The organism is Bradyrhizobium sp. USDA 327, from assembly GCF_041262065.1.
Taxonomy (GTDB): domain Bacteria; phylum Pseudomonadota; class Alphaproteobacteria; order Rhizobiales; family Xanthobacteraceae; genus Bradyrhizobium; species Bradyrhizobium liaoningense.
Map to the genome: position 1 here is coordinate 1,763,938 of NZ_JBGCCW010000001.1, position 17,334 is coordinate 1,781,271.

A 17,334-nucleotide genomic window follows, 5' to 3' on the forward strand; every position below is an offset into this window, starting at 1 on the left:
CTCGCTTCTTGCGGTGACTATTCCGCGGCTTCACGTTGCGGATGAACGATCATGCCCTCCAGCCTGCCGCGGATGATCGCTTCCGCCTCGCGCACGATGCGGGAGACCAGTTCGGCGCAACTCGGGATGTCCTGGATCAGGCCCTGCACCTGGCCGGCCGACCAGATGCCTTCGTCGGAATCGCCGGTGGCATAGACCATCTTGCCGCGGGCGCCGGCGACGAGCTCGCGGATGTCCTCGAACTTCGCGCCCTCCTTCTCCATGGCGACGACCTTGCTCGAGATCGCGTTCTTCGCCACACGCGAGGTGTTGCGCATGGTGCGGAAGATCAGCTCGGTCTCGCGCTCGTCATTGGCGACGATCTTCTCCTTGATGAGCTGGTGGATCGGGCTTTCCTTGGTGGCCATGAAGCGCGTGCCCATGTTGATGCCGTCGGCGCCCAGGGCCAGCGCCGCGACGAGGCCGCGGGCATCGGCAAAGCCGCCCGAGGCGATCATCGGGATCCTGATCTTGTTGGCGGCGGCCGGGATCAGGATCAGGCCGGGGGTGTCGTCCTCGCCGGGGTGGCCGGCGCATTCGAATCCATCGATCGAGATGGCATCGACGCCCATCCGTTCGGCCGAGAGCGCGTGGCGCACGCTGGTGCATTTGTGCACGACCTTGACGCCGTGCTTCCTGAACTCGTCGACATGCTCCTGCGGCTTGTTGCCGGCGGTCTCGACCACCTTGATGCCGCTCTCGATGATGGCGGCGCGGTATTCGGCATAGGGCGGCGGCTTGATCGCGGGCAGGATGGTGAGATTGACGCCGAACGGCTTGTCGGTGAGGTCGCGACAGCGCGCGATCTCCCTGGTCAGGTCCTCCGGCGTCGGCTGGGTCAGTGCCGTGATGAAGCCGAGCGCGCCGGCATTGGCAACGGCTGCGACCAGCTCGGCGCGGCCGACCCACTGCATTCCGCCCTGGACGATCGGGTGCTCGACGCCGACCAGTTTGGTGAACCGTGTCTGCAACATGGTGTGTTTCCCCCGCCTGCGTGGCGCTCTGTTATCGGTTGATGGCCGGAGGATGCCGCCCGGGTCGGCAAATGTCTATTGCGCCGCCGTGCGGTGAGTGCGGGGCGATCATGCGGGGACGAGGGTGATTCCGTGCGGCGGATAACTGGGGGGCGCCGGGCCTTCGCCAGCACGACTGTCGGGAGGGGCGCTGAGGCGGTTCTCGAGCCTACTGCTTCAACATCGTCATTGCGGGCGCAGCGAAGCCATCCAGACGGCCTCCGCGGAGGGATTGCTTCCTCGCTTCGCTCCTCGCAATGACGGCCAGGTTGATAACGGGCAACGCTGCGCGCCGCTACTCCGCGGACAGCCGCACCATCTGACGGCCGCCGTTCATTTCCTTGAGGCGGTTGACGAAGTTTTCCGGGCGTTGCCAGCGGTTGGGGACCTGCAATCCCATGAATTCGGCGATATCGCCGATGAAGCCGGTGCAGTTGGCAGTCTCGGCGTTCCACACCGGCGAGTTCGCCTGCAATTTCTTGATGTAGGCGAACACGCGCTTGGCGTCCGCTTCGTTCAGATAGACGCGATAGCTCGCGGTCAGATATTCCGGATCGAGATCGCCGTAGCTCGCGCCGGTCTCGGACGGCACAAAGGTAATGTGACCGAGCACGTAAGCAAGCGTGTCGCCGGCCGGTGTGAGCCCTGCGACCTCCACGGCGCGCTCGCTGGTCTTGCCGTACCAGACGAAGGCATGGCCCCAGCTCGCGGCGGTACGCGCGCGGAAGTCGACGTAGTAGGGGCCTTTCTCCGCGCGCGCGACGGAGCGCCGCGTCGATTGCGGCTGAGGTCGCGAGGCGGTGTCGGTCGTGGCAAGCGCGTTCGCGTCGGCAACGCGCTTGTTTGCCTGATGGGCCGAGGCCGAGGGCGTCGTGCACGAGAGCATGGCCGCAAGAGCGAAGCCCGCGAGGATGCAGGATCCCGATCGATCAGCTTTGTTCGTCACGCGACACCCCTCGACTGTCGGCTGCTACGCAGATCTGCGCGTATTCCGCTGCGCGTCAGTAGCGCGCTGCGACCGGGCCGGGCGCCTTGCCGATCGGGGCTTTTCCAACCGGGCTCTTGCCAATCGGCATCTTGCCAATCGGCGCCTGTTCGGCCGGATAGGCCGGCACGGGCTGCCGGCGCGGCAGATCCGCAGCGTTCGCAGCCGTCGCCAGAGCAAGCGTGGCACCGAGAGCAAATACAATCTTCTTCACAGTCATATACCCCTGAAGGTTTGGTCCAAACACGGCAGCGCCGTGCCCCCAGACACGCCTCACAGAAGGGCGGCCGAATGCGTCCAAGTTGCGGCGGACGCTGGACATGTTGGCGGCATATGTCAGGCGCGCGCAGATGTGATGTGTCCGAATGTTTCGGAGATGAAGACGCGCCTCGGGCTATCGTTTCCGGGAGATGTTCGAGCGCATCTTGTCGGCGAACCAAACCACGAAGATCGCAACGAACGAGAGAGCGAAGTAAAGGGCCGTCCACAAAAGTGCATTGCCGGCATTCGTCATGGCATCCTCCCTTGCATCAGAAATTGACTTCTTTTGCGAAAGGATAGCAGTGGCGGCGACGGCCGATTTGCGCCGGATCAATTTTGCTGCGGTGCGGGGGCAATTTGCCGGCGAGCCTTTATTGCGCACTCAGCTTTGCGTCGTCTCGGAATGACGGAGAAAGTGGTTACAGCCGAAACTCGTTGGTCAACTCGCCGATGCCGTCGATCGCGACGGTGACCGTGTTCACCGGCTCCTTCATCACGCCGACGCCGGCGGAAGTGCCGACGGCGATGAGGTCGCCGGGCAGCAGGGTCATGTCATGGGAGATCCTGCTGACCAGCTCCTGCGCGCTGAAGATCATGTCCGAGATCGGATAGTTCTGCCGCTCCGCGCCATTGAGGATGGTGCGGACCACGAGCCTGGCCGGATCGAGGCCGGTCGCGATGACAGGGCCGAACGGGCCGTAATCGTCGATGCCCTTGGCGCGGGCCCATTGCGGGAAGGTGGGGTCGCGCGTCAGGATGTCGTTGGCGGTGATGTCGTTGACGCAGGTGTAGCCGAAGATGAAGCTGTCCGCTTCTGCCGGCGACACGCGCGCGCAGGCCTTGCCGATGACGATGCCGAGCTCGCCCTCATAGGTCGTCTTGCCGTCGTAGGAGGAGGGGCGGCGGATCACCGCACCGGGGGCGGCGATGCTGGTGGTGGCCTTCAGCAGATAGAGCGGCTCCGGCGGCTCGGGCTGGTTGAGCTTTGCCGCGAGCGCGTGGAAATTGTTCCAGAGCGCGACGATCTTGCTGGGCGCGCAGGGCGCGAGCAGCTCGACCTCCGACAGCGTCAGCGTCTTGCCGGTAGCGGTGTTGCGGCCGAACATCTCGCCCTCATGCACGCTGATGCCAGATGGGCTCAGCGTGCCGAAGCCGGTCGCACCATTGCTCCGGAAGCGGAGCCACTTCTTCATCTCGCTCGCCATCATGCCACCGCCAGTGCGCGCGGATCCGATGCCGTCGAGACCGCGTCATAGAGGCCGGCGATGCGGGCGCGCTGGGTCACCATCGCCAGCACCGAGTCGAGCGCGGGCGTTGCGATGCCGGTGAGACGGCCCATCTCCTGCACCACTGTCACGAGCGGGTCGATCTCCATGGGCCGGCCGCGCTCGAGATCCTGGAGCATCGAGGTCTTGTGCGCGCCGACCTTGCGGGCGCCCTCGATGCGGCGCTCCACGTCGACGCGGAATTTGACGCCGAAGTTCTCAGCGATGGCTTGCGTCTCCACCATGATCGCGCGGGACAGTGCGCGCGTCGCCGGATCGGTGCAGATCACGTCGAGCGTGGCGTGGGTCAGCGCGCTGATCGGGTTGAAGCAGACATTGCCCCACAGCTTCAGCCAGATCTCGTCCCGGATGCGGTCGAGCACCGGCGCCTTCAGCCCGGCGGCGACGAACAGGCCGGCGAGACGCTGCACGTCATCAGTGATCTCGCCGGAGGGCTCGCCGAGCGGAAAGTTGTTGCCGTAGACGTGGCGGATCACGCCGGGCGCTTCGATCTCGGTGGCGGGATAGACGATGCAGCCGATGGCGCGCTCGGCGCCGATTTCGCGCCACTGCCGCCCGCCGGGGTCGATGCTCTCCAGCGTCGAGTTCTCGTATTGCCCGCCGTGCTTGTAGAAGTACCAATAGGGGATGCCGTTGACGGCCGTGACGATGCGGGTGTGAGGCCCGAGCAGCGGCTGCATCTTCTCGATCACGCCGGTGATCGAATGCGCCTTCAGCGTAATGATGATGAAATCCTGCACGCCGAGCTCGGCGGGATCGTCGGTGCAGCGCGGATGCACGGTGTGCTGCTCCTCGCCCGCGAGCAGCGTCAGGCCGCGATCGCGCATCGCGGCAAGGTGTGCGCCGCGCGCGACCAGGCTGACATCGGCGCCCGCGCGCGCGAGCTGAACCCCGAGATATCCGCCGATTGCGCCGGCGCCGTAGATGCAGATCTTCATTAAATCCTCGCGGGACCAAGATTGGCAGTCAGTTGGATCGATCAGGCAACAGGCTCTCTGCACCTCTCCCGCTTGCGGGAGAGGTCGGCGCGTTCGGAGAGCGCGGCGGGCGAAGACTCCATCCTCTTGGGGAGTCTCCCCAGCGGGGGCAGCCGTCTCCCCAACCCTCTCCCGCAAGCGGGAGGGCGCAGCTCTTCCGTGGCTGGACGTGAGGCGTCGCTTTAGGCTGCGGCTTGCGGCGTGCCGTTGAGGGCCTCGTCGACGGCCGCGGCGATGTCGCGCATGCTGATGACGGAGATGAGGCTGTAATCGTCGATCACGGGCAGATGGCGGATGTGATGACGGTTCATCAGATGGCGGACGTGCTCGATCGGATCAGAGGTGGTGCAGGACACGAGCTGCTGCACCGAGACGAGCTGCGAGACCTTGACATTGACGGCGTTCGCGCCGTGTTCGGCGACGGCGCGCACCACGTCGCGCTCGGTGAACATGCCGACCGCGGTGTTGCCCTCGGAGCGGACCACGTCCTTCACCACCAGAGCACTGATGTTGTTGGCGCGCATCAGCTTGGCCGCGATACCCACCGTTTCGTTCATACGCACCGTGACAACGCGCGGCGTCTTCTTGCGCAGAATGTCTCCGACCAGCATTGCAACCTCCCTGGGTGAGTGACGGGAGAAGTGTGGTATACATAATGCCAATCGTCAAGCGCTGGATTTGGCTGATCCGAAAAATCTTGCGACAGCCATACTGACGTTTGTCCTCAGCCAAAGAGGCCAAAAAGAAGGGGCGCATCGCTGCGCCCCTTCTCAAGCATGTAATCCGGGTGGTGCTTACGCCGTCTCGGTTTTGGCAGTGCCGGTGGCGGCTTGGGTGCTCTCGGCTTCCTTGCCGAGGATGAAGGAGCGGCGCAGCGGCTTGATCACGAACAGCGCCATCAGCGCCGCCATTGCGTTCAGCGCCACCGCGACCACGAACACGGCCTTCCAGCCATAGGCGGTGGAGATCACGCTTGCGAGCGGGACGAGCAGCGAGGCCGTGCCCTTCGCGGTGTAGAGCATGCCGTTGTTGGTGGTCGCGAACTTCGCACCGAAGGTGTCGCCGCAGGTCGCGGGGAACAGCGAGTAGATCTCGCCGAACACGCCGAAATAGACCGCGGTCGCGAGCACGAAGACGGTCGGCAGGTGGCCATAGGCCGACAGCGTCAGCAGCATCAAAGCAGCGGTGCCGAAGGCGATGAACATGGTTGGCTCGCGGCCGATGGTGTCGGAGACCCAGCCGAAGAACGGACGCCCGAAACCGTCGAAGATGCGGTCGAGCGAGATTGCGAACGTCAAGGCTGCCATCTGGAAGCCGGCGAGCGTCACCGGCGTGTTGGCGATCCCAAAGTCGTGCGCGATCGGGGCGATCTGCGCCGCAGTCATCAGGCCGCCCGAAGCGACCATGACGAAAACGAGATACATCACCCAGAAAACAGGGGTGCGCAGCACCTGCGGCGGGGTGAAGTCGATCTTGGTCTGCGGCAGATTGAGCTGCTTCTTCTTCGGCGGAATCGAGATCCGCGGTGGCTGGAGGAAGAAGGCGAGCACGAACACGACGAGGCCCTGGCCTATGCCGAAGGTGAGGAATGCGTGCTGGTAGCCGCTCGAGACGATCATGCTCGCGATCGGCACGATCGTGAGCGCGGCACCCGCGCCGAAGCCGGCGGCCGTCGCACCTGCCGCGAGACCGCGACGGTCGGGAAACCATTTCAGCGCGTTGCCGACGCAGGTGCCGTACACTGCGCCCGCGCCCAGGCCGCCGATGATCGCGGCCGCGTAGAGCAGGGTGAGGCTCTCGGCGTAGGAGTTGAGAATCCAGGACAGCGCGATCATCGCGCCGCCGAACATGACGACGATGCGCGGGCCGTATTTGTCGACGAACCAGGCCTCGACCGGCACCAGCCAGGTCTCGGTGACCACGAAGATGGTGAAAGCGAGCTGGATCGCGGCGCGCCCCCAATGATGGGCGGCGTCGATCGGATCGACGAACAGCGTCCAGCCATATTGCAGATTGGCGATCATGGCCATGCAGACGATGCCCATGCCGAGCTGGAGCCAACGGAAGCCGGTGCGAAGCGGCGCGGCGGTGACGGCGCCATCCGGGCTGGAAATCATCAGAACCTCCCAACGCGCCTGTCTGTCGTACATCAGCTTGCCAAGGTGACCTGATGTCGCAAATATTGTGTCTTATCGTCGCAGGCGTCGTCCGGAGAGTGGTATACGATATCCCAGATTGCAAGTCCTATCTCGGCTCCGCGTTCACAAAATGCGGCGGGTTCCGAGGTCCGAGAATCGCGGCGGTCTTCCCGCGCCAAACGAAAACGCCCGGCCGTGAGGCCGGGCGTCGTGCTCGCGTGAACTGTGGTGAAGCGGTCAGATGGTCGATTTCGCGACTACGATCTTGCGCCAGGGTTTCAGCACCGCGATCGCCAGCAGCGAAGCCAGGATGTTGGCGCCGGCCGCGATGATGAACACGCTGTCCCAGGTGCCCGACGATTGCTGCATGTAGTTGGCGATCGGCACCAGCAGCGCGGCGGTGCCCTTCGCGGTGTAGAGCAGGCCGGCATTGGTGGTCGCGAACTTGGCGCCGAACGTGTCGGTGCAGGTCGAGGGGAACAGCGAGTAGATCTCACCCCAGGCGAAGAACACGAAGCCCGAGAGCAGCACGAACCAGATCGGATCCTGGCCCCAGAGGTAGAGCATCCAGATGCCGAACCCTTCCATGCCGAAGGCGATGAACATCGTGTTCTCGCGGCCGATCATGTCGGAGATCCAGCCGAAGAACGGCCGCGTCAGGCCGTTGAGCACGCGGTCGATCGTGGCCGCGAAGGTCACCGCCGTCATCGTCACCGCCATTAGCGTGACCGGCACGTTGTCGACCTTCCAGTCGGCTGCGATCGGCTTCAGGTTTGCGGTCACCATCAATCCGCCGGCGCCGACGATCACGAACATGAAGTACATCAGCCAGAAGATCGGCTGACGCAGCACCTCGGTCGGCTGATAGTTGCGCCGGGTCTGCAGCAGATTGGCATTCGCCACCACGTTCGGCACCTGGCCCGCTTTCGGCGCGAGCAGGAAGAAGGCGAGGATGCAGATGATGATGCCTTGCCCGAGGCCGAAATAGAGGAAGGTGGTCTGGAAGCCGCTGTCCTTGATCATGGCCTGGATCGGCGCGACGGTCAGAGCAGAGCCCGCACCGAATCCCGCGGCGGTGATGCCGGCGGCAAGACCGCGCTTGTCCGGAAACCATTTCAGCGCATTGCCGACGCAGGTGCCGTAGACGCCGCCGGCGCCGATGCCTGCGATGATCATGCCGAGATAGTAGCCGTTGAGCGAGGTGGCCTGCGCGTTGATCGCCCAACCGATGGCGCAGAGCACGCCGCCGACCAGCACGACGATGCGCGGGCCGTATTTGTCGACGAACCATCCTTCGATCGGCACCAGCCAGGTCTCGAACAAGACGAAAAGGGTGAAGGCCCACTGGATCGACGCGCGATCCCAGCCGAACGTCTTCTGGATGTCGGGGACGAAGAACGTCCAGCCATATTGGTAATTGGCGATCATCACCATCGCCATCACACCGATCGCCAACTGCGCCCAGCGATACGCATCGCTTACGCGTGCGGCACTGGGGGCCGCTGCCGACTGCACCATGTCCGTCATTAAAAACCCTCCCAAATGCGCCGATCATTTTTATGCATGCGCTGCCCGCATCCTGGTATTCATTATGCCAAGATTCAAGCGGAGGACGGGAGGTGCGGCGAAATAACGCGGGCCTGCTCACATGCGCAATCAATGCGGGATTGTAAAGCCCCAATCGCTGCCGGCATGCCGGCGGAAATGGCGGCTGATCCTAATCAAATGATTGATTCAGCATTGACTTTCGCGCCACCGCGACACCGCAAGCCGCTGTTGAAAAGCCCGCGCGTTTGGGGGATTTTCCACGTGTGCGCTGGGCGCGCCCGCCGACGCGCGGTCAGTCGGTGACCGCGCGATTCCTGGAATTCTATATTCCAGAAGTCCCGCCTGCGGCAATTTGGCGTCGGCGGGGCTGATGGCGCGGGTCGCTTGTCACGCCATCGACGTGCGCAGCCGGCTATAGCCTTCCTGGATCGCGGACCAGAACAAGGCGACCAGACCGAGCGCCATGATCGTGCTGACGAGGCCGTTGGAGAAGAACACCCCGAGCGATCCCTGCGATCCCAGCAGCGATTGGCGGAAGGCTTCCTCGGCCTTGTCGCCGAGCACGATGGCGAGCACCAGCGGGGCGAGCGGGTAGTTGCACTTTTTCAGGAGATAGCCGAGCACGCCGAACACCAACATCAGGATCACGTCGAAGGTGCTGTTGTGCACCGAATAGGCGCCGATCGCGCAGAGCACCAGGATGAGCGGCGCGATGATGCCGAAGGGCACGCGAAGGATCGCGGCGAAGATCGGCACGCAGGTGAGCACGACGATGAGGCCGGCGAGATTGCCGAGATACATCGACGCGATCAGGCCCCAGACGAATTCCTTCTGCTCGACGAACAGCATGGGGCCGGGCTGCAGGCCCCAGATCAACAATCCGCCGAGCAGGACGGCGGCGGTGGGCGAGCCGGGCACCCCGAGCGAGAGCATCGGCAGCAGGGCGGCGGTGCCCGCGGCATGCGCCGCCGTCTCCGGCGCGATCACGCCTTCGATCTCGCCCTTGCCGAAATTGTTGCCGCGTCGCGACAGGCGCTTGGCGATGCCGTAGCTCATGAAGGAGGCCGGCGTTGCGCCGGCGGGCGTGACGCCCATCCAGCAGCCGATCAGGCAGGAACGCAGCGAGGTCATCCAATAGGCGGGCAATTCCCGCCAGGTCTGCAGCACCACCCGAAGGTTGATGGTGGCGTTGCCGCCGCGGAACGCCAGCCCTTCCTCCATGGTCAGCAGGATCTCGCCGATGCCGAACAGGCCGATCACGGCGATCAGGAAGTCGAATCCGTTGAGCAATTCCGTGACGCCGAAGGTCAGCCGCAACTGTCCCGTGATCGAATCCAGGCCGACCGCCGCGAGCGCAAAGCCCATCATCATCGCCGCGATGGTCTTGAACGGCGGCTCCTTGCTGAGGCCGACGAAGCTGCAGAAAGCGAGGAAGTACACCGCGAACTTCTCCGCCGGACCAAATCGCAGTGCGAAGCCCGCAACGAGAGGCGCGACGAGCGTGATCATGATGACGGCAAACAGCGCGCCCACGAAGGAGGAGGTGAAGGCGGCGGTCAGGGCTTCGCCGGGTCTGCCCTGTTGCGCCATCGGATAGCCGTCGAAAGTGGTCGCCACGGACCAGGGCTCGCCGGGGATGTTGAACAGGATCGAGGTGATGGCGCCGCCGAACAATGCGCCCCAATAGATGCAGGACAACATGATGATCGCCGATGTCGGCGGCATGCTGAAGGTGAGGGGTAGGAGGATCGCGACGCCGTTGGCGCCCCCTAGCCCCGGCAGCACGCCGATGATGACCCCGAGCGTGATGCCGATGATCATCAGCATGATGTTGTAGGGCTGCAGGGCGACCGCGAAGCCGTGAAACAGATTGGCCAACTCTTCCATATCGATACGTCCTGCAGCAATGACGGAAATAACGGCGCGGCTCTTACAGGCCGAGCCATTCCTCGAGGGGACCCTTGGGAAGCGGGACGAGGAACCAGCGCTCGAAAACGAGATAGGTCAGGACCGGCATGCCGACCGCGACCGCGATGGTCGTCAGCCAGCGATAGCCGCCGAGCCAACGCATGAACCAGGCGATGAAGACCATCGAGCCGACGTAGAGGCCGATGAACGGCATCGAGCCGACGTAGATCGCGGTCGGCACGACGACGCTCATGACCTGGCGCAGCTGTCCCCATTCTGCGAACAGCCGGCCGTCGTCGTCGCGTTGCGCATGCCAGAGGTTGATGGCGCTCGCCACGACGATGGCGGCGCCGATATAGAAGGGGAAGAAGCCGGCACGCGGGCCCTCCGCGCCCCAGTTGATGCCGGCCTTCAGGCTCCCGAAGATCACGACCAGACCGAACACGCCGATCAGCAGCGCCATGCCGATTTCCAGCGTCTTGTGTGCCGGGCCGCGTTCGGATCGTTCAGTCATGGGACCTCCAGGCGGAAACACAGTGTTTCGCGGTCGCGGCAGGCTGAGGACGACCAGCGTCGTCAGCCGTCGTCGAGCCCGCGGCTCAATTCGCCGGTGCGAGGAAGCCGGCTTCCTTCATCAAGCCTTGGTGGCGCTTCTCCTCCGCCTCGACCCATTTGGCGTAGTCGGCGCCAGTCATGAAGGTCGTGTTGAAGGCGCCGCTCTTCATGAAGTCCTGCCATTCCGGCGTGGCGCGCACCTTCTTGAACAGCTCGACATAGTATTCGACCTGGTCCTTCGTCGCCTTGGGCGACATGAAGATGCCGCGCAGCATGAGATATTCCATCGCGAGGCCCTGCGACTTGCAGGTCGGAATATCCTTCCAGGCCTTGCCCTCGGCGATCGGCTCGTCATAGGCCATCGGCTGGGCGTCGAAGACGCAGAGCGGACGAAGCTTGCCGCCGCGCCATTGCGCGACCGCCTCGATCGGATTGTTGACGGTTGAATCGACGTGATTGCCGACGAGCTGGACGGCGACTTCGCCGCCGCCCTTGTAGGGAATGTAGGTGAACTTCGTGTCGACCGCTTTCTCGATGCCGACCGTAATGATCTGGTCTTCCTGCTTGGAGCCGGTGCCGCCCATCTTGAACGAGCCGCTTGGTGCCTTCTTCGCGGCGTCGACGTAATCCTTGACGCTGTTGTACGGCTTCTCGGCATTCACCCAGAGCACGAATTCGTCGAGCGCCAGCATCGCGACCGGCGTCAGGTCCTTCCAGTTGAAGGGAATTCCCGTCGCCAGCGGCGTCGTGAACAGGTTCGACAGCGTGATGATGATCTTGTGCGGATTGCCCGACGACGTCTTCACATCGAGGAAGCCTTCACCGCCGGCGCCGCCCGCCTTGTTGATGACGACCATCGGCTGCTTCATCAGGTTGTGCTTGGTGACGATGCCCTGAATGGTGCGTGCCATCTGATCGGCGCCGCCGCCGGTGCCCGCGGGCACGATGAACTCGACCGGACGGACCGGCTCCCAGGCAGCCCGGCTTGCGGTGCTGTTGGCGCACGACATCGCGATTGCCGCCAAAGCGACATTCAGAACGGATGGCTTCATTTGCTTCTCTCCCTGTCGAACCCTCAACGCAGCCGCTCTTTGTCGACTTGCGTCAGCCCATCTCGATTCAGATGCCTGGTGTCACCCTTGCGGTCGATCTCTCCTGGCAATCCCGATAGAAACTGTATGAGGAGGGATAACGCACGGCATCCGCTCCTTTCGGCTAAGGTTCCGCCAAGGTTCGCGGCGCGTGTGCCCTCGGCTGTTCCCGTCTTGCGTTACGTTTCCCCGTCCTACACCCTGGATTGTGCAGTCGTTCGTACTTGTCCAATGGTATGCGCGATGCCAGCGAACAAACAATCGGATCGGCGGTCAGTCGGGCGGACGAATTGTCGCAGTTGCGGTCGCAAGCCCAGGCAAGGAGGGCAAAAAAAGAAAACAGCCCCGAACCTGCGGGGTCATTTGACCGAACCTGGCGTCTGCGGGGTCTGTCAGTTCCGCCGTTTAGCGGGAGGACAAGGCCTTCTTACAGGCCGAAACGCGGCAGGTCGCCGTTGTGATTGGAAATCTCGGCACTCGCCATCAGGAAGCTGTCGATCGCGGCCATCAGGCGGGCGAACAGCGAGGCGGAGGGGGCGAGAGCAACGGAAGCGGTCTTGGACATCGGAAATCCCTTTCTTGAGACAGTCAGTCCTGCTGCCTCATTTCCAAGGGTAGTCTATGTATACCAGATGCCATGGTCCACGATCTTGTTTGCATAGCAGCATTCGTTCTTCCGCATTGCGGCATGGGCGATGAGCTTCTGGCGGGCAGGGCACCTTGACACGGCCTGCCGAACAAAGAATGTTATGTTATAATATAACATAGTGAGATGCCGTGTCTCGCCGTCCTCGACCCATCCCGCTCAAAAGGCTGTTCGATCTCCATGCCCAAACTCCCCGTCACCGTCTTGTCCGGCTTCCTCGGGGCTGGAAAGACCACTTTGCTGAACCACGTCCTGAACAACCGGCACGGCCTGAAAGTGGCGGTGATCGTGAACGACATGAGCGAGGTGAACATCGATGCGGACCTGGTCCGCGATGGTGGTGCCAACCTCTCGCGGACTGATGAGAAACTGGTGGAGATGACCAACGGCTGCATCTGCTGCACCCTGCGCGACGATCTCCTGAGGGAGGTACGTGCGCTCGCCGAAAGCGGGCGCTTCGATTATCTGCTGATCGAATCGACGGGCATTTCGGAGCCGCTCCCGGTCGCCGCGACGTTCGATTTCCGCTCGGAAGAGGGCGAAAGCCTCTCCGACATCGCCCAGCTGGACACGATGGTGACGGTGGTCGACGCCGCCAACCTGCTGAAGGACTATTCCTCGACCGAGTTCCTCGGCGAGCGCGGCGAGGCGCTGGACGGCGACAAGCGGACGCTGGTCGATCTCCTCGTGGAGCAGATCGAGTTCGCCGACGTGATCGTGCTCAACAAGGTGGACGATGCCTCGCCGCAACAGCGCGAGGCGGCACGGCAGATCATCCGCTCGTTGAATCCCGAAGCCGACATCATCGAGGCCAATCACAGCCGCGTGCCCTTCGACCGCGTGCTCAACACCGGCCGTTTCGACTTCGAGAAGGCCCAGCAGCATCCGCTCTGGTACAAGGAGCTCTACGGTTTCGCCGACCACGTGCCTGAAACGCAGGAATATGGCGTGAAGAACTTCGTCTATCGCGCCCGCCGGCCGTTCGATCCGTCGAAGTTCGACGAGTTCGTCAAGGGGGCCTGGCCGGGCGTGATCCGGGCGAAGGGTCATTTCTGGCTGGCGACGCGGCCGCAATGGCTTGGCGAGATCAGCCAGGCGGGAGCGATCGTGAGGACCGAAGCGCTGGGTTTCTGGTGGGCGAGCGTTCCAAAGGAGCGGTGGCCGAACGATGAGGGCTGGCGCAAGCGGCTCGGCCAGTATTGGGACAAGGTGTACGGCGATCGTCGCCAGGAGATCGTGTTCATCGGCACCGGCATGGACGAAGCCGGGATCTGCCGCAGGCTCGACGCATGTCTTGTCCCGGAAACGTCCGCCATGGACGTCGCCGCATGGTCCGCTCTCGCCGATCCGTTTCCGGCCTGGCGTCGAGGCGATCAGTCCAACTGATCGACGTGAATATCAAAAGCCTCGGCGTGAGGTCCGGACGCGACCATCTCCGGCCAGGTCTTGCAAGGGGACGGCAAAGCCGTTAGTGCTCTGCCCCCTTTCCAATCATCTGTCAGAGTGGTTCATGTCGAGCGCCTCGCCCGCCGTCTCGATCGGCATCGATTTTGGGACCAGCAATACGGTCGTCGCGATCGCGGCGGACGACCGCCGGGTCGAGGCCATCCGCTTCGATCATGGCGGACAGCGCCACAGCGTCTACGTGTCGGCCCTGTGCTTCTGGGAGGACCGGCCGGGCGTCGGCGCCCAGGCCGAGGGCGGCCCGTGGGCGATCGAGCAGTTCCTCGAAGGCCGCCACGTCTACCGCTTCCTTCAGTCGTTCAAGACGTTTGCGGCGAGCAGCAGCTTCAACACCACCCAGGTGTTCCGGCAACGCTACAAGTTCGAGGATATTCTGGCGGCGTTCCTGCGGACGCTGGCGCGCCATGGCGGTGGGAAGTTCGGCTTCGAGGCGGCGAATATCACGGTCGGTCGCCCGGTGCGCTTCGCCGGCGGCAATCCCGACGAGGCGCTGGCGATGCAGCGCTACCGGGCCGCGTTCGAACGGCTCGGCGCCGGTCACGCGCGCTATGTCTACGAGCCCGTGGGTGCGGCGTTCTCCTTCGCGCGCCGGCTGGAGCGGGATGCCACCGTGCTGGTTGCCGATTTCGGCGGCGGCACCAGCGATTTCTCCGTGATGCGCTTCTCGCGTGCGGGCGGCAGCCTTCGCGCCGAGCCGCTCGGCCATGCCGGCATCGGCATTGCCGGCGACACCTTCGACTATCGCATCGTCGACCACGTCGTCTCGCCGCGGCTCGGCAAAGGCTCCAGCTTTCGCTCGTTCGACAAGGTGCTGCCGGTCCCGAGCGGCCACTACACCAACCTCGCGCGCTGGCATCAGCTCGCGATGATGAAGAGCAACGGCGATCTGCGCGAACTCCGCGAGCTTGCGCGCACTGCGTTGAAGCCTGATCTGCTCGAGGATTTCATCACCATCGTCGATCTCGACCTCGGCTTTTCGCTCTACCGCGCCGTGTCCGATGCCAAGGTCGCGCTGTCGGCGCAGGACGAGGTGGACTTCCGCTTCAAGGGCGGCGGCGTCGATATCGGCGCGGCCATCACACGGAAGAATTTCGAAGCCTGGATCGCCGACGATATCGCCCGGTTGGGGGCGACCGTCGACAAGGTGCTGGGCGAGGCCGGCATCACCGCGCGCGAGATCGAGAAGGTGTTCCTGACCGGCGGCACATCCTTTGTGCCGGCCGTCCGGAAACTGTTCGCCGAGCGGTTCGGCAACGAACGGCTGATGTCAGGCGACCAGTTCGAGTCGATCGCCTACGGGCTTGCGCTGATCGGACATAGTCCCGACCCGGATCGCTGGGCGGCAAGTCAGGTCGCGTAGCAGGCAGCAGCCTCCCTGCGTCGGCGCTGCTCGATCGCTATTTCTGCTGAATTCGGTTCAGGTAATCGATCACGGCGAGAATGCGAGTCCGCACGACGACCTCCGGGTTTTGCTGCGGCCCGGCCTTTTGCCAATAAGTGGGATCGACGGCGTGAGGCAGGCTGACGATGGGGTTGAACCGCTCGCCCCAGATCGGCATTTCACGCGTGCCGTGAGCCGGGACTGATTTCGACCCGTATATGGTTTCGTAAACGGCGTTGGTGGGAAACACCCCGTTGTTGTTCTTGGCCAGCATGGTCAGGTCGGAAGGCGGTGTCTTGAGCTGGCCGCCGACCGGTCCTTTGCCCTTTGCGTCGGCGCCATGACAACTCGCGCATGAAGACAGAAATTCCGCCTTGCCGATGTCGACTTCTTCGGCCTTGGCGGCAGCAGCGAAACCAGCGGCAAGACCGGCAATGATCAACCATCCGATAGCAGATCTCATCATCTCGCCTCCGAGGCCGGCAGGGAAGACTCCTGCTCCTAGCCGTTTTGCCCTTTAGACAGTTTGACGCACATCAAGACCGCACAGCCAGAACTGAAGCGCACACATGTCCTTGCGCAGTCGCTCGCTCGCCGACGTGACGTCGTCAGTTCTCCATGGCCTCATAAATCAGCTGCTTGACGGTCCTTTGGATGCGCTGGCGCTCCGAGGGAGTCTGCTCGAGCAAGACGAAGAACATGTCCTGCTTGGGGTCGATCACGAAATAGCAGCCGCTGGCGCCGTCCCATTTCAGTTCGCCCAGATTGCCCGGCGGCGGCGGTTTGGCGTTGCCCGGATCGGTGCGTACGGCGAGGCCGAGCCCGAAGCCGAAGCCGTCGCCCGGAAAGTAGAAGAAGTCCCGCTCGACGCCCGATCCGGGCCCGACCTGATCCGTCGTCAGCAGCTTGAACGCCTTGGGGCTGAGGATGGTCTTGCCCTCGTACGTGCCGCCATTGAGAAGCATCTGGGCGAAGCGGGCGTAGTCCGCCATCGTCGAGACCATGCCGCCGCTGGCGTACATTATCTTCTTCGGTTTGGTCGGGTCGTTTTCGCGCCCCACCCGGAAATCGCTGTCGTTCGGCATCGGCTTGGCGAGCAGCTTCTGCTTTTCGGGGTCGCCGACGAAGAAGCCGGTGTCCTTCATGCCGAGTGGATCGAGCAGCTTTTCCCGCTCGACCTCGATCAGGGACTTCCCGGACGCGATTTCCATGATCCGCGCCAGGATGTCGGTGGAATGGCCATACTGCCAGAGCGCGCCGGGTTGATTGTGCAGCGGCAGTTTTGCGATCCGCTCGGCGAACTCGGCGAGATCGAAATCACCAGCATAGATATCGGCAGCCTTGTAGGCCTTGCGGACCAGGCTGTCGCCGTAGAAGCCGTAGGTGATGCCGGAGGTCTGGCGCATCAGGTCGAGCACTGTCGGCGGCCGGTTCGGCGGCACCAGTTCGAGCGTCTTGGTACCGCCACTGGCTTCCTTCTCGACGCCGACCTTCACATTTGCAAACGACGGAATGTATTTTGCGATCTGGTCGTCGAGGGAGAACTTGCCCTCGTCGATCATCTGCACCGCAACCACGCTGGTGATGGCCTTGGTCATCGAGAACAGGCGGAAGATGGTATGGTCGGTGATCGGAGCCTTCGACTCCACGTCCTGCACGCCGAAGGATTGGTGATAGACCGGCTTGCCGTGCTGCTGGATGAGCAGGATCGCTCCGGGAATTTTCCCCGTCGCGACTTCGTTGCGGAAGAACTCGTCGAGTTTTGCCAGCTTGTCCTTGTTGAAATGTGCTCCCGCGGGAATTTCAAAAGTCCCTTCGGCCCGGGCCGAAGCTGCTGCGGCCGCAACGAGCAGCGCGCCACAGGCAATCATCCGCAACGCCTGGAATGGTTTCATCAACCCCCTCCCGATTCCTCCCGAGTGTAGCCTTCCGCTCAACCGGCACAAGGGGCATCAGGGAGCGCCTGCACGCAGGCGGGAGGCGCCTGCCGCGCCGCCGTCGGATACCGTTTCGCACGGACTCGATGGCGGTTTCCTCAGGAC

General features: G+C 63.5%; 17 protein-coding genes. 2 read left to right on the forward strand and 15 right to left on the reverse strand.

From position 1 onward, the window contains the following. Positions 1–17 precede the first annotated feature (17 nt). The 13 genes from ABIA42_RS07930 to ABIA42_RS07990 all read right to left on the reverse strand — a co-directional run bounded on the left by ABIA42_RS07930 (position 18) and on the right by ABIA42_RS07990 (position 12,366). Positions 18–1,013, reverse strand: a complete 996-nt coding sequence (locus tag ABIA42_RS07930) for a nitronate monooxygenase family protein (protein WP_271528481.1) — start codon at positions 1,011–1,013, stop codon at positions 18–20. A gap of 334 nt (positions 1,014–1,347) precedes the next feature. Further along, positions 1,348–1,998, reverse strand: a complete 651-nt coding sequence (locus ABIA42_RS07935; RefSeq protein ID WP_271526377.1) for a hypothetical protein — start codon at positions 1,996–1,998, stop codon at positions 1,348–1,350. 55 nt (positions 1,999–2,053) lie between these two features. Continuing rightward, positions 2,054–2,257 (reverse strand): hypothetical protein, encoded by a 204-nt coding sequence (locus tag ABIA42_RS07940; RefSeq protein WP_035718272.1) that lies wholly within the window; start codon positions 2,255–2,257, stop codon positions 2,054–2,056. Between the two features lie 174 nt (positions 2,258–2,431). Next, the gene (locus ABIA42_RS07945; protein ID WP_370114418.1) at positions 2,432–2,680 is read right to left on the reverse strand and encodes a hypothetical protein; all 249 of its coding nucleotides are present in this window, start codon (positions 2,678–2,680) and stop codon (positions 2,432–2,434) included. Positions 2,681–2,717: 37 nt separating this feature from the next. Continuing rightward, positions 2,718–3,506 carry a fumarylacetoacetate hydrolase family protein gene (locus ABIA42_RS07950; RefSeq protein ID WP_370114416.1) on the reverse strand — a complete coding sequence of 263 codons (789 nt, stop codon included), beginning with the start codon at positions 3,504–3,506 and terminating at the stop codon, positions 2,718–2,720. After that, complete coding sequence (locus ABIA42_RS07955) at positions 3,503–4,522, reverse strand: 2-dehydropantoate 2-reductase (protein ID WP_271526375.1); 1,020 nt, start codon at positions 4,520–4,522, stop codon at positions 3,503–3,505. The genes ABIA42_RS07950 and ABIA42_RS07955 overlap by 4 nt, the downstream gene beginning before the upstream one ends. A gap of 221 nt (positions 4,523–4,743) precedes the next feature. Then, positions 4,744–5,172, reverse strand: coding sequence for a CBS domain-containing protein (locus tag ABIA42_RS07960; RefSeq protein WP_271526374.1), 429 nt, complete (start codon positions 5,170–5,172; stop codon positions 4,744–4,746). A gap of 183 nt (positions 5,173–5,355) precedes the next feature. Beyond that, positions 5,356–6,678, reverse strand: a complete 1,323-nt coding sequence (oxlT, locus tag ABIA42_RS07965; RefSeq protein WP_271526373.1) for an oxalate/formate MFS antiporter — start codon at positions 6,676–6,678, stop codon at positions 5,356–5,358. Between the two features lie 258 nt (positions 6,679–6,936). Then, positions 6,937–8,226, reverse strand: coding sequence for an oxalate/formate MFS antiporter (gene oxlT, locus ABIA42_RS07970; RefSeq protein WP_271526372.1), 1,290 nt, complete (start codon positions 8,224–8,226; stop codon positions 6,937–6,939). Between the two features lie 408 nt (positions 8,227–8,634). Beyond that, positions 8,635–10,134 (reverse strand): tripartite tricarboxylate transporter permease, encoded by a 1,500-nt coding sequence (locus ABIA42_RS07975; RefSeq protein ID WP_370114413.1) that lies wholly within the window; start codon positions 10,132–10,134, stop codon positions 8,635–8,637. Positions 10,135–10,177: 43 nt separating this feature from the next. Beyond that, positions 10,178–10,669, reverse strand: a complete 492-nt coding sequence (locus tag ABIA42_RS07980) for a tripartite tricarboxylate transporter TctB family protein (protein WP_271526370.1) — start codon at positions 10,667–10,669, stop codon at positions 10,178–10,180. 85 nt (positions 10,670–10,754) lie between these two features. Beyond that, positions 10,755–11,762: a Bug family tripartite tricarboxylate transporter substrate binding protein gene (locus tag ABIA42_RS07985; protein WP_370114411.1), complete on the reverse strand. Its 1,008-nt coding sequence runs from the start codon at positions 11,760–11,762 to the stop codon at positions 10,755–10,757. Positions 11,763–12,228: 466 nt separating this feature from the next. After that, positions 12,229–12,366 (reverse strand): hypothetical protein, encoded by a 138-nt coding sequence (locus tag ABIA42_RS07990; protein WP_194388353.1) that lies wholly within the window; start codon positions 12,364–12,366, stop codon positions 12,229–12,231. Positions 12,367–12,627: 261 nt separating this feature from the next. Here ABIA42_RS07990 and zigA point away from each other — a divergent pair, with 261 nt between their 5' ends. Together zigA and ABIA42_RS08000 are read left to right on the forward strand one after the other, a co-directional pair. Further along, positions 12,628–13,833 carry a zinc metallochaperone GTPase ZigA gene (zigA, locus tag ABIA42_RS07995; protein WP_370114409.1) on the forward strand — a complete coding sequence of 402 codons (1,206 nt, stop codon included), beginning with the start codon at positions 12,628–12,630 and terminating at the stop codon, positions 13,831–13,833. A 124-nt stretch (positions 13,834–13,957) separates the two neighbouring features. Further along, complete coding sequence (locus ABIA42_RS08000) at positions 13,958–15,271, forward strand: Hsp70 family protein (protein ID WP_370114407.1); 1,314 nt, start codon at positions 13,958–13,960, stop codon at positions 15,269–15,271. Between the two features lie 37 nt (positions 15,272–15,308). On the opposite strand, the gene ABIA42_RS08005 is transcribed toward ABIA42_RS08000, so the two are convergent. Next, the gene (locus ABIA42_RS08005; protein ID WP_370114405.1) at positions 15,309–15,758 is read right to left on the reverse strand and encodes a cytochrome c; all 450 of its coding nucleotides are present in this window, start codon (positions 15,756–15,758) and stop codon (positions 15,309–15,311) included. Positions 15,759–15,900: 142 nt separating this feature from the next. Further along, positions 15,901–17,187, reverse strand: coding sequence for a serine hydrolase domain-containing protein (locus ABIA42_RS08010; protein ID WP_370114403.1), 1,287 nt, complete (start codon positions 17,185–17,187; stop codon positions 15,901–15,903). Between the last annotated feature and the right edge of the window lie 147 nt (positions 17,188–17,334).